9 protein-coding genes are annotated in these 12560 nt (G+C 56.1%); 5 read left to right on the top strand and 4 right to left on the bottom strand.

What is annotated here, in order from left to right:
• Window positions 1-78: 78 nt before the first annotated feature.
• From OU789_RS08425 to rarD, 3 genes are all read left to right on the top strand, one after another.
• Window positions 79-537, top strand: a complete 459-nt coding sequence (locus OU789_RS08425; RefSeq protein ID WP_274655007.1) for a hypothetical protein — start codon at window positions 79-81, stop codon at window positions 535-537.
• A gap of 133 nt (window positions 538-670) precedes the next feature.
• Window positions 671-1273: a superoxide dismutase gene (locus OU789_RS08420; protein ID WP_263952853.1), complete on the top strand. Its 603-nt coding sequence runs from the start codon at window positions 671-673 to the stop codon at window positions 1271-1273.
• A gap of 199 nt (window positions 1274-1472) precedes the next feature.
• Window positions 1473-2411, top strand: a complete 939-nt coding sequence (gene rarD / locus OU789_RS08415; RefSeq protein ID WP_274655005.1) for an EamA family transporter RarD — start codon at window positions 1473-1475, stop codon at window positions 2409-2411.
• On the opposite strand, the gene OU789_RS08410 is transcribed toward rarD, so the two are convergent.
• Window positions 2333-2914, bottom strand: a complete 582-nt coding sequence (locus OU789_RS08410; RefSeq protein WP_274655003.1) for an LOG family protein — start codon at window positions 2912-2914, stop codon at window positions 2333-2335. The genes rarD and OU789_RS08410 overlap by 79 nt on opposite strands.
• Window positions 2915-3018: 104 nt before the next feature.
• Here OU789_RS08410 and OU789_RS08405 point away from each other — a divergent pair, with 104 nt between their 5' ends.
• The gene (locus tag OU789_RS08405; protein ID WP_274655001.1) at window positions 3019-4584 is read left to right on the top strand and encodes a LysM peptidoglycan-binding domain-containing protein; all 1566 of its coding nucleotides are present in this window, start codon (window positions 3019-3021) and stop codon (window positions 4582-4584) included.
• Window positions 4585-4780: 196 nt separating this feature from the next.
• Entirely contained in the window at window positions 4781-6607 is a 1827-nt protein-coding gene (locus tag OU789_RS08400; protein ID WP_263952857.1) for an ABCB family ABC transporter ATP-binding protein/permease, read from the top strand.
• On the opposite strand, the gene OU789_RS08395 is transcribed toward OU789_RS08400, so the two are convergent.
• The 3 genes from OU789_RS08395 to OU789_RS08385 all read right to left on the bottom strand — a co-directional run bounded on the left by OU789_RS08395 (window position 6604) and on the right by OU789_RS08385 (window position 12372).
• Window positions 6604-7128 carry a dihydrofolate reductase family protein gene (locus OU789_RS08395; protein WP_274654999.1) on the bottom strand — a complete coding sequence of 175 codons (525 nt, stop codon included), beginning with the start codon at window positions 7126-7128 and terminating at the stop codon, window positions 6604-6606. The genes OU789_RS08400 and OU789_RS08395 overlap by 4 nt on opposite strands.
• Window positions 7129-7216: 88 nt before the next feature.
• Window positions 7217-11146 (bottom strand): efflux RND transporter permease subunit, encoded by a 3930-nt coding sequence (locus tag OU789_RS08390; protein ID WP_274654997.1) that lies wholly within the window; start codon window positions 11144-11146, stop codon window positions 7217-7219.
• Window positions 11143-12372, bottom strand: coding sequence for an efflux RND transporter periplasmic adaptor subunit (locus OU789_RS08385; protein ID WP_274654995.1), 1230 nt, complete (start codon window positions 12370-12372; stop codon window positions 11143-11145). The genes OU789_RS08390 and OU789_RS08385 overlap by 4 nt, the downstream gene beginning before the upstream one ends.
• Between the last annotated feature and the right edge of the window lie 188 nt (window positions 12373-12560).

Genomic DNA, 12560 nt, shown 5'->3' with positions numbered 1-12560 from the left:
ATCGGTGTAGGCGTTGATTTCTCAGGAAAAATGCCAGACGGTACGTGTTGTATTGTACGTTTGCATTGGAGAAGCCTTTTGCCTATTTTTTCACGTCGCGGGACATTTGCCGCGCTTTTATTTTCTGTGTTTTGTTTGGTTGCGACAACAACAGTCGCCGAAGTAAAGCGGTGCGAGTTCGTTAAAACGGAGGAGCAACTCGGCTGGATTAGCCAAGAGATTATGGTCGATTTTCAAGACGGCGAGGAAGAAGCGTATATTGGGGACCCAATCGCTCGCGATCTCTTAGGAAAAGATGTTGTGCTCGCGCGTGTCGATGTCGACAACGCAAAGCGCACAACCCTTGTTTGGGAAATCAAAGATACCCGCAAGAGCAAGAATCAAAATGCGAGATTCCTTTATCGGCTGACGTTAATGAAAAATAGCAATAAGGCTCGCATTACAGCGCAACCGCTGGGATATATTGGGCCATTTCAGGGCGCCGGCGTTTGTACAATCTATAAAGGCAAAAATCCTAGATGGTTGCCGAGGGCCTAAATCACTGATTTTTCAGAACTCAGCCGATAAAAAATCCAGATCGCCCTTGACGTCCCCTAGGTGCGAGGGCCATTTGTGTGGCGATGACACGCGAACACGCGCCTTCGGGCGCCCCAATTTAAAGAGGTTTCACATGGCTTTTTCACTACCCGATCTTCCTTATGCACATGACGCGCTTGCAGCGGATGGTATGTCGGCGGAAACACTCGAATTCCACCACGACCTGCACCACAACGCCTATGTGACAAACGGCAACGCCGCAATCGCCGGTACTGAGTGGGAGGGTAAATCCCTCGAAGAGATCATTGTTGGTACCTATGACGCCAAAGCCGTTGCGCAAAACGGTATCTTCAACAACATCAGCCAGCTCTGGAACCACAACCAGTTCTGGGAAATGATGAGCCCCGGCGAAAGCAAGATGCCAAGCGAGCTTGAAAAAGCGCTGGTTGAAAGCTTTGGTTCGGTTGACGCGTTCAAATCCGAGTTTTCCGCAGCAGGTGCCGGTCAGTTTGGTTCCGGCTGGTGCTGGCTCGTCAAAGACACAGACGGCGGTCTGAAGGTTACAAAAACAGAGAATGGCGTGAACCCGCTCTGCTTCGGCCAGACTGCGCTTCTGGGGTGTGACGTTTGGGAGCACTCTTACTACATCGACTTCCGCAACAAGCGCCCTGTTTACCTCACAAACTTCCTCGACAAGCTTGTGAACTGGGAAAACGTGGCGTCCCGTCTGGGCTAAGCCACAGGCATCGCTGTTGAATTTGGCCCGTCGCAGTATCTGCGGCGGGCCTTTTCTTTGCGCGGTCGTAACGGGCGCAGAGGGGCGGCATTCTGTGTTGCGATACAATTTCGCGCTTTATCCGGCAGCAACTCTGTGAAACGCTGCACCGGCCCAATTACGGCGCGCGACCCAACCCAAAAAGATAGAGGAGGCAGGCATGACAGAGACGGCCAAAGGCTTGATCGCTATGTTTGTCGCTTGTGCGATCTGGGGGTTTTCATCGTTATATTATAATGCCTTGAGCGAGGTTCCTCCGATGGAAGTCCTTGCGCACCGGAGCTTTTGGTCCTTTGTGTTTCTTTTGGCTGTGCTCGCAAAACAGGGGCGCGTTCGTGAACTTTGGGATTTGTGCCGCGACCGGCCAATGATCGTTCGGGTGGCACTGTCTGCGGCGTTGATCTCGGTGAATTGGTTCTTGTTCATCTTCGCGGTTCAGACCGGGCGTTTGGTGGATTCAAGCCTTGGTTACTTCATATATCCGCTTCTGGCGGTGCTTTTGGGGGCTTTCGTTCTCGGTGAAAAGCTGGCGCCCCTTAAATGGTTTGCCGTGGCGCTGGCGGGAGGCGCCGTGATTTGGCTGACAATCGGATTGGGCGCAACGCCATGGATTGCCTTGATGCTGGCCTCGACTTTTGCGCTTTATGGCCTGATCAAAAAGCAGATTTCGGCGGGGCCGGTGGTGTCTGTTACGGGTGAAGTCTTTCTTATGCTGCCCCTCGTGGTGTTTTGGCTCTTTGCGGCACATGTGTGGGGCTGGCAACCGATCGGCCCACAAGAGGCGGGGGGCTTCGGACGCGATACCCAAACAACGTTGCTTCTCATGCTTGCGGGGCCAATGACGGGCGGACCGCTTCTGATGATGTCATATGCGCTGAAACGCGTGTCCATGGTGAGCGCGGGACTGGTTGCCTACACCAACCCCTCGTTGCAATTCTTGCTTGCGATTACGGTTTTGGGCGAGGCTGTAACCCGTTATCACCTCGTGGCGTTCCCGATTATTTGGTTCGCTTTGGGGATTTACACGTGGGTTAGTTTCGCCGAGGAGAGATCCTTGCGCAAAGCCGCGCGTAAGTCAGAGACCGTTCCGACCTCCTGAATGAAATCACGTAGGCTGGCATCGGCAAACCCTTGGTCGATGATGTGGTCCATCAAGGCAAGCAACGGCGTCCAGTATCCATCCGTTGACAGCAGGTAGATCGGCTTTTGGTGCAGTCCGAGTTGCCGCCACGTGAGGACCTCAAAGAACTCGTCCATACTCCCGGCACCGCCAGGCATCACAACGATGGCGTCAGCGTTCATATACATGACCTTTTTGCGCTCGTGCATGTTCTCGGTAACGATAAACTGCGTGAGATCGCGCTTTCCGACCTCCCAATTGAGCAAATGTGTGGGAATCACACCGAATGTCTGTGCGCCTGCAGCTTGTGCAGCCTGTGCAACGGCGCCCATAAGCCCAACATCCCCAGCGCCATAGACCAGCCGCCAGCCTTCTTCGGCGATCATTGTGCCTGTTTCGCGTGCTGCAGCCTCATATGAGGCTGATTTGCCCATCCGAGAGCCACAATAGACACAAATAGAAGCAGAAAACGGGGAAGTCATGGACAAGCGCCTTTGGTTAGGGTCAATTGAGGCCCGACAGCGGGCCTTGGGCCCACAATCGCGCCTTGCGGGACGAGGTGCAAGACCATTGGGGAATGGAATAAATGGCGGAAAATAAATCCGGGGAAAATGCTGGTAATGCATCTGCAAAAAGCAGCCGTGGCGCAATTATAGGCGGCGGCGCAGCAATCGTTGCGGTGCTTCTGGGCTATCTGCTCTATCAGTCGCAGCAAGACGATGCTGTAGAAACAACTGAGCTTGATACAGAGCAGAGCACAGAGGCCGTTGAAACCGCAAATACCGCAACAACGGATGAAAGCGCAACCGAAAGCGCGCCTGAAAGTGCGGTCACTGAAGAAACCGCTGAAGCAGAAGACACAGCGGATGCCGCAGAAGAGCAGGCAGACGACGCGCCTGCTTCAGATGAGGCAAGTGATGATGCTGCGGATGAAGCAACCGAGACGGCGGAAACCGAGGGTGCAACTAATACTGCGGGCGAAGACGCTGCTGAAGCAGGAGAGAGCACCGAAGCAGCAGAAACCGACGCCGAAGCGCCACCCGCTGACTCCGTTGCGACAGATGCCGAAGAAGTTGATGCGCCACCCGCGCCAACATTTGACGTTGTGCGCGTTGATGCAGAGGGCAACGGTCTTGTTGCTGGCTCCGCAACGCCCGGCGCGGAAATTATCATCAAGGTCGACGGAGCCGAAGTTGGCCGTGCAAAGGCGGACGGGAACGGCAAATTCGCGCAGCTCTTTTCAGTTGAGCTTTCAGATTCTGCGCAGGTCGTGACGCTTCACGCGGGCACAGACGATTTCATGGTGGCTTCGAACGAAAGCGTCGTGCTTGCGCCGGTTGAAGGCGCAGAGGTTACAGCCGACGCAGCCGAGCTGGCCAGTGTGGAAACAGGCAGCGACACGTCAGAGACAGCAGCCACAGAAACCGCTACGGAAACCGCGAGCGAAACAGTGGTTGCTGAGGCTGAAGGTTCGGAGACTACAGAAACACCCACCGAGCCAGCCGCTCCAGCAGCGCCTGAGGGTGCGACAGAAACAGCAGAGGCCACCCAGCCAGAGCAGCCTGCGCAACCACAAGAACCCGCACAGCCAGAGGAAAAATCCGCCCCTGCGGTGTTGCTCGCAACGGATGAGGGTGTCGAAGTCTTGCAACCTGGCGGGGCGGAACTGCCCGTGGGAACCGTCGCCATCGATGCGATCTCCTATGCGCCAAACGGTGATGTGGTTGTTTCCGGTCGCGGTGATGCGCAATCTGTCTTGCGGCTCTATCTCAACAACAGTTTCCGCGCCGAGGGCAAAGTTGCCGAGGACGGGAACTGGTCCATCACGCTGGATGACGTAAACGCCGGTATCTATGCCATGCGCGTTGATCAGATCGACGCTGGCGGCAAAGTCATTGCCCGCGTTGAATCGCCGTTTAAGCGCGAGGAGGTCGAAGCCCTTGCCGCCGCCAAGCCGGATCAACCAGCAGCAGGTGAAACCAAGGTCAAGGCCGTCACGGTACAGCCTGGAAACACGCTCTGGGGAATCGCCAAAGACAGCTATGGCGATGGTGTTCTCTATGTGCGCGTGTTTGAAGCCAACCGCGACGCTATCCGCGATCCGGACCTTATCTATCCCGGTCAGGTGTTTACCGTTCCTGAAGAAGAATAAGCACGAGTACAGAATGAGATTGAGGGCCGGCGGGAGCGCTGGCCCTTTTTCGTTTTACCGATACCATTCACCAGACGCAGGGCGGCTGTGCGCAAATGGGGGATGCTAAATCATGCGCGCCTCTGGTCATTCCTGAATGGCTTGACTAACCTGAGCGTCCGTCCAACGTGCCAGCCCCAGCCAGCCGGAGAATTTGATGCGCCGCCTAACACCAACAGATGCTGCCCTGAATGCCGGTCCGAAAGGGGGCGGCTGGAATGTTCTGCGCCGCGTTGCGCCATATCTCTGGCCAGAGGATCGCCCGTGGGTGAAACGCCGCGTCGTCGCTTCGATGATTATGCTGTTGCTGGCCAAGTTGATCGCGGTGGTTGCGCCGCTGATCTATAAGGCTGCGGTCGATGCACTGGCGGGTGAGGGCGAGCAAGCCGCGTGGATGCTTGGCCTTGGCGCGGTTGGGCTGACGCTGGCTTACGGGATGACCCGCGCGCTCAACGTTGGTTTTCAACAGCTTCGGGACGCGATTTTTGCAAAGGTCGGCCAACAGGCTCTCCGCAGTCTTGCGATCGAAACATTCGAGCATATTCACCAACTTTCCATGCGTTACCACATCACCCGCAAGACAGGCGGGCTGTCGCGGATTATTGAGCGCGGCGTTAAGGGCGTTGAATATCTCCTGCGGTTTTTGTTGTTTAATATCGGGCCGTTGATCCTTGAATTGATTATGATCGCCGCGATCCTCTATGTGGTGTTTGATGTCTGGTATCTGGTTGTTGTGGTTGTCACGATTGCCGCTTACGTCTGGTTCACTTTTGCTGTAACCGAATGGCGCGTACGCATCCGCAAAGAGATGAACGATCAGGATAAAGACGCCAACCAGAAGGCCATCGACAGCCTGTTGAACTTTGAAACGGTCAAATATTTCAACGCCGAGAAACGCGAGGCCGCGCGCTATGATGTTGCCATGGCAGGCTATGAACAGGCCGCGCTCAAGACCTCTTATTCGCTGGCCTTCCTGAATTTCGGGCAGTCGGTTTTGATCACCGCAGGGCTTGTGATTGTGATGGTTATGGCCGCGATTGGTGTAGAAAATGGCGCGCTGACGGTTGGCGATTTCGTGATGGTCAACGCCTATATGATCCAGATCACCATGCCGCTGAATTTCCTTGGCTCGGTCTATCGCGAAATCCGGCAGGCGCTGGTGGATATGGGCGAGATGTTCGACCTTTTGGAGCAACCCGCCGAGGTGCAGGACAAGCCCAACGCGCCCGCACTTAAGATCAATGGCGGAGAGATCGCTTTTGACCACGTCGAATTCGGCTACGACGCCAACCGCCCGATCCTTAAGGGTGTGGATTTTACCGTTGGCGCGGGCGAGACTGTGGCCATCGTTGGACCTTCGGGCAGCGGCAAATCCACCATCGGGCGACTGCTGTTCCGTTTCTTTGACGTGAACGCGGGCGCTCTTCGGATTGACGGGCAAGACATTCGTGATGTCACCCAAGAGAGCCTGCATCAGGCGATTGGCGTCGTGCCGCAGGATACGGTGCTGTTCAACGATACAATCCTCTACAACATCGCCTATGGCCGTGAGGGGGCCAGCCAAACCGAAATAGAAGATGCGGCAAAGGCGGCCAAGATTTATGATTTCATCATGTCTCTGCCGGATGGGTTCGATACCCAAGTGGGCGAGCGCGGGCTGAAGCTTTCGGGCGGAGAGAAGCAGCGCGTGGGCATTGCCCGTACCTTGCTGAAAAACCCGCCGATCCTGCTTTTGGACGAGGCGACCAGCGCGCTTGATACAGAGACCGAGCGCGATATTCAGGACAGTCTGAAAGCGATGGGACAGGGCCGCAGTGTGATTACCATCGCGCACCGTCTCTCGACGATCGCGGATTCAGACCGGATTATCGTACTTGAGAAAGGTGTGATTACCGAAGTCGGCACCCATGATGAGTTGTTGGCCAACAACGCGCGGTATGCGGCGATGTGGCAGCGCCAGCAGAGCGAAGAGGACGCGGCCTAAGCGCTTTTTGCGGCGAGGCGATACTCAAGCTGTATCACGCCGTTATCAAAGCTTTTGCTTTGGGCGAGTTCCATGGGAACCGCGCCTTTGTCAGAGGCGAAAAGCGGAACCCCTGCGCCAAGCAGGACAGGCATCACAAACAGATCCAGCCGCTCCAGCGCGCCAAGTTCAATGAACGCGGCCTGTAGCTTTGGTCCGCCGACAATCCATGTGTCGCCCGTGTTCTGGGCCAAATCGTCTGCGAGTTCGGATAGGGGGCGGGACCATGCGCGCACATCGCCCAAAACCGTTTCAAGCGGAGAGGACGTAACCACCACGCCGCGCTTGCCCGCATAGGGCCAGCCCACGTCAAACCCGACGATCTGTTCATAAGTGGCGCGGCCCATGACGACGGTGTCGATCTCTGCCATGAAGGGCTCATAGCCATAATCGACGCCTTGATACGCGTCCAGAAAACCAACGCCGCCATCTTTATCGGCGACAAAACCATCGGCACTTTGGGCGATATATCCGCGGATCATGGTTGAGCTCCTTAGTAAATGAGAACGGCCTTATGATAACAAAAAACGGGCCGAAGAAATACCTCCGGCCCGTTAGAATATGATCTGACTATTCTGCGGCGAGGGGACCGTCGCCCTTGGGCTTTGGCGGTGTCTCTTCGTCATTGCTGTCATTCGCTGGCTCTGGTGTCTCGTCCGTGGAGGCGTCTTTTGCATCCTCGTCTTTTGGATCAAGAGCGGACTCAAGCTCGTCTAGGTTGGGGAGGGTTTCGTCCTTCCCATCTGGCTCAAGCAAGTTGCCCCAGTCCAGCTGTGGCGATTTGGCATGACGGGCTTCGCGTTGCAGCGCCCAGTCTTGTGCCGCACGGCTGCCGCGTCCCATAGACATTGCGGCGAGGGCCCGCGCGATCCAGCGCACATAGGTCGCCGCCCAGACCCGTACAGCGAGTAGGGACGGGGTAAAGACCAGTGTCAGGACGGTTGCGATACCAAGGCCGAACACAACCGCCGTGGCAAGCTGTTTCCACCACAGGGCGGTCGGGCTGTCGATCGAATAGCCGCCGTTCATGAAGTCGAGCGAGAGGCCAAACATCATCGGCGCAAGGCCCGCCATTGTCGTGATTGTGGTCAAAAGCACGGGACGGATCCGGTTTTGAGCCGTGCGCACGATGGCTTCGATCTGTGGCATGTAACGGGAGTATTCCTGATAGGTGTCGATCAGAACGATGTTGTTGTTCACAACAATACCCGCCAGCGCCACGATGCCTGTTCCGGTCATGATAATCGAGAAGGCCTGATCCATAACGATCATCCCGATGAGCACACCCGTGGTCGAGAGGACCACCGCGATCAGCACGAGAACAGAGTTGTAGAAGCTGTTGAACTGCGCCAACAGGATCACGAACATCAGCCCGAGCGCGCCCGCAAAGGCCTTCATCAAGAAGTCTGCGGATTCGGCTTGGTCTTCCTGATCGCCGGTCCACTCCCATTCCACAGTTTCGGGGAATACGCCTTCTTGGTTCAGCCATTCTGTCAGCGCGGTGATGCGCTCGTTCGCGTTCACAACACCGATGACAAGGTCGTTGTTGGTATCGAGCTGTTCCTGAACCGAGGCAAGGGTTACGCCGTCAAGAAGCACTTCCGATTTGTAATATTCCTGTGTGCCGGAAACCGTTTTGGTCAGGTCATACGCCGCGCCCTCGGCAACTTCTTCTGCACTCACAGGAGAGACAAAGGCGAGCGTTTCGCCTGTTGTTTCTTCATCAGCCGGCGGCAGCGAAATTGAGCTCCAGCCAGCGGCAACGCCAGCTTTTACGTCGAAGTAACGAACCTGATCCACGCGGTCGATCTGGGCCAGCTTGGCAACGGGTTTGCGCGTTACGAAGTTGGACAGCGGCACCAGCCCTTCGCTTGTACGGATGCGGAGGCTGTCGAGCGTTGAAAGGACGCGATCATCTTCAGGGAAGCGCACGCGGATTTCGATTTCTTCATCCGAACTCTCAACACGCATGGTGTCGAGGAGCAGCCCGCGCGTCACAAGCTGGACCATGCCGCCAACTGTGGCCACGTCGGTGCCGTAGCGGCCCGCTTTTTGCACATCCACTTCGATCTGCCAGTCGATACCGGGAAGCGGCATCGTGTCGTCGATATCAATGAGGGCAGGGGTTTCGTCAAACTTGGCGCGTGCGGTTTCTGCTGCGGTCAGCAGGTCTTCCCAATCTTCTCCCTTGATCCGAAGGTGAACCGGTTTCGCCGAGGCCGGACCGCGCGAAAGATTCAGGATTTCAACGCGAATTCCGGGGATCGCATCAAGCTTGGCCTGAAGGCGGTCCAGAACGGCGTTACCGTCGTATAGCGGATCAATTACCTCGCGCTGAAGGCCGAAAATCCAGTCTTCTTTGACAGTTGGACGTTTTTCCCATGCTGTAAGCTCGATTTGGGCCTGACCAATGGAATCCCGTGGCGCACCTGCGCCGCCGTCGTTTTGGTTGAGCCCACCCGCACCGGCAAAGGCAAAGACGCTTTCAACACCCGTTTCACCAAGGATCATGTTTTCAACGGTGCGCACGGCCTCGTCTTTTTCCTCAAGCGAAAGGTTGCCGCGTTGGCGCACATAGATGATGGCTTGTTCGGGTTCGGCATCTACGAAGAATTCAACGCCTTTGTTGTTTGCGCCGAAATAGCTGAAGGTCGTTGCCACAACAAAGATGACAACGCCGATTGTCACCAGCGGCATGATCGGGTTGCCTGCGATGAACTGGATGAACCGGCCAAAGGGCGTGCGCCCTTTGCCGACTTTCACGGCTTTTGGCTTACGCTGGATCGCAGCGGCACCCATGGCCGCAGAGCCACCAACCGCCCCGATAAAGAACAGCAGGGCACCAGGAATGATTGCGGTTATTCCCATGGAACTTGCTGCATCACCAAGCAGGTAGCTCGGGTTCAAAATCTGCATCAATCCGAGGAACAGCAGATAGAACATCGGCAGCACGAGCAGCGCGCGCGCCCACCACGGCATGGTGCGCTTCAGCCAGGCTGAAATATTCTCGATGATGCGCGAGCCGCGGCCGAACACACCGCCGAGAACCGGCAGGTAGATCAGCGCAACAATCAACGATGCAGAAAGAACGAAGATCAGCGTAACAGGCAACATTCCCATGAACTCACCAGCGACACCAGGCCAGAAGAGCATCGGCAGGAAGGCACAGAGCGTTGTCGCGGTTGAACTGACGATGGGCCAGAACATCCGTTTCGCGGCATCGGTAAAGGCGTGCATCGGGCCAACGCCCTCTTTGATGCGACGGTCGGCGTATTCCACGACCACGATCGCCCCATCAACCAGCATCCCCACAGCAAGAATTAGGCCGAACATCACAATGTTGGAGATCGTGATCCCCATGGCACCAAGCAGCACGAAACACAGCAGGAAGCTTGTCGGAATTGCAAAACCCACGAGCAGCGCAGAACGCGTTCCAAGCGCACCAAGCACAACGATCATCACCAGCGCAATCGCCGTCAGGACAGACCCTTCAAGCTGGCTCACCATGGAGCCAACCGTGCGGGATTGGTCGTTCGAGGTGCCCATTGATACGGCGGCCTGTAACTGCTCCGGCCATTCGGAGCGGGCTTGATCAATGGTTTCGCGCACCGCGGCGGCGGTGTCGATGATGTTGTAGCCTTTGCGTTTCACAACCTGCAAAGCCACCGTCGTTTCACCGTTAAAACGTGCTGTTCCTTCGCGGTCTTCGAAGGTGAGGCGGATGTCGGCAAGATCGCCGAGGGTTACGACACGGTCACCGTTTGTTTTGACCGGAAGGTTGTAAATGTCATCCGCTGTCGAAAAGCTTGATGGAATTTTTACCGCAAATGTACCGTTTGGCGTTGTAACCTCACCGGCGGCTATCAACTGGTTGTTGTTGGTCACAACATTGATCAACTCGGGCGCGGTGACGTTGTAGGCTTCCAGGCGGAGCGGATCGATTGTGACCTCGACCATCTCATCGCGATAGCCTGCCAGAACGGCCTCAAGTACAGGCTCAAGCCCTTCGAGACGGTCCTGAAGGTCCTTACCAACACGCACGAGGGTGCGTTCGGGTAAATCCCCTGACAGGTTTACAATGATGATCGGAAACTCAGAGAAGTTGATTTCGTTGACGGTGTATTTATCCGCACCTGCAGGAAAATCAGCCTCAACGGTGTTCATCTTGTCGCGAACGTCGGCGATAATCTTGGTTTTGTCCCAGCCGAATTCAAACTCCAGCGCCGCGCCGGCATAGCCCTCTGCGGCGGTGGTCGACATGGTTTTCAGACCGTCCAGATCGGAAAGCTCCGTTTCCATCGGCTGGACCAGTAGCGTCTCCGCATCTTCGGCCGAAATGCCGGGGAAGGGGACAGAAACGAAAAGAGCCGGGATTTCAATGTCCGGCTCTCCTTCTTTTGGTAGACCCACGTACGCCGCTGCGCCCGCGATCAGCGAGATCGCGATAAACGCAAGCACCATTCGGGCACGGGATCCGGCCCAGTCAACAATTCCGGTCATTGGGCGGCCTCCTTGAAGGTCACTTCAACATGCACGCCATCGGTGACAAACTCTTGTCCCGACGTGATAACGCTTGCCTCATCGGGCAGGCCAGCCAACCATACACCATCAACACCATCACGTAGAAGCTGCACTTCGTTAAAGACAACGATGTCGTCATCTCCAACAAGGCGTACACCAAGGTCGCCGTGGTCATTGAGCGTCAGCGCGGATTGCGGCAACAGATGCGCCAGCGACCCTTCGGAGGCGACGACGATTTCAACGGTCTGACCATCGCGGATCGAGAGGTCTTTGTTTGGTACAGTCACTTCAACGCGGAAAGTGCGCGTGGTTGGATCGGCGGAGCGCGATAGGAACGAGACCTGACCACCAACTTCGCGGCCCGATGCAAGGCGTGCCATCGCATTTGCGCTAAGCTGAATTTTGTCGACTTCGGTTTCTGGTACAAAGCCCACGAGCTTGATCGGATCAAGCTGTACGATCGTTGCGCAGGCGGACCCAGGTTGTAGCAGAGAGCCAAGCTCGGCCGTGTCGGTTTCGAGCAAGCCGGAGAATGGAGCCTTGATGTTCAGGCGTTCCAGCTCTTTCTCGGCAGAAGCAACGCGAGCCTCAGCGGATTTGATCGAGGAATAGGCAGCAGAAAGCGAAGCATTTGCCGATTCAACCGCAGCATGCGCGCTCTCAAGCGCGGCTCTTGCGGAGGCCACGCGCGTTTCAGAGGCAAAGCCACCTTCCGAGAGGCGCCGCGCTGCGCGGTCATTGATTTCCGCTTCGTTCAAGCGGGCCTCGGCTTCGGCAACGCGGGCTTCCGCTTCGGGAACACCAGCCTGCGCGCGCAGCAAGATTGCGTCTGCGTCTGTTTTATCTGCGGCGCGGGTACCTGGATCAATTTCGCAAAGGAGCGTGCCTTCTTCAACGAAAGCGCCCTTGCGGATCGGTTCCGAAATGACAAGGCCGTTGGTTTCGGAGCGCACTTCCAACTGGCGGGCCGCTTCGGTTTGGCCCCGCAAAAGCACAGCGTTCTCGATATTCTGGGCCGTAGATTTCAGTGCCACGACTTTAACTTTGTGAACAGGTTTAGAGGCGGCCTCGACTTCAGGAGTGATTTCTGTGGCTGCGTCCCCTTCGCTTGCGCCGGCTATGCCGAGCAATGCTTCGCGCTCAATGACGAGGAAAAACAGAAAAGCCGAAACAAGTCCGGCTGTTATCAAGGAAATTGGGCGCATTGAGTCCTCTGGCGTTCTTATTCGTAAATTGCCGAAAATTGGCGTGTTTCAAATATAAAAGGGTTAACAGCTATTTCACATAGGCGTTTGGTCCTGAATTTCAAACCGAATCCTCGAAAACTTGTCTAAACCGCACGGTTCAGTTTATTTTCTTTGCGACTGTGTTGCAAGTAGGAGCCACAGTCGGC

It is taken from the genome of Halocynthiibacter sp. C4 (genome assembly GCF_028823805.1).
GTDB classification, from domain to species: Bacteria; Pseudomonadota; Alphaproteobacteria; order Rhodobacterales; family Rhodobacteraceae; genus Falsihalocynthiibacter; species Falsihalocynthiibacter halioticoli.
The sequence above is the reverse complement of the archived record's forward strand: the minus strand, read 5'-3'. Positions and strand labels throughout refer to the sequence as shown.

What these genes read in the sequence shown, in the direction of transcription:
- rarD (WP_274655005.1), top strand. Translation starts at nt 1,473, where the DNA reads ATGACAGAGACGGCCAAAGGCTTGATCGCTATGTTTGTCGCTTGTGCG.
- OU789_RS08395 (WP_274654999.1), bottom strand. Translation starts at nt 7,128, where the DNA reads ATGATCCGCGGATATATCGCCCAAAGTGCCGATGGTTTTGTCGCCGAT.
- OU789_RS08385 (WP_274654995.1), bottom strand. Translation starts at nt 12,372, where the DNA reads ATGCGCCCAATTTCCTTGATAACAGCCGGACTTGTTTCGGCTTTTCTG.
- OU789_RS08405 (WP_274655001.1), top strand. Translation starts at nt 3,019, where the DNA reads ATGGCGGAAAATAAATCCGGGGAAAATGCTGGTAATGCATCTGCAAAA.
- OU789_RS08400 (WP_263952857.1), top strand. Translation starts at nt 4,781, where the DNA reads ATGCGCCGCCTAACACCAACAGATGCTGCCCTGAATGCCGGTCCGAAA.
- OU789_RS08390 (WP_274654997.1), bottom strand. Translation starts at nt 11,146, where the DNA reads ATGACCGGAATTGTTGACTGGGCCGGATCCCGTGCCCGAATGGTGCTT.
- OU789_RS08410 (WP_274655003.1), bottom strand. Translation starts at nt 2,914, where the DNA reads ATGACTTCCCCGTTTTCTGCTTCTATTTGTGTCTATTGTGGCTCTCGG.
- OU789_RS08420 (WP_263952853.1), top strand. Translation starts at nt 671, where the DNA reads ATGGCTTTTTCACTACCCGATCTTCCTTATGCACATGACGCGCTTGCA.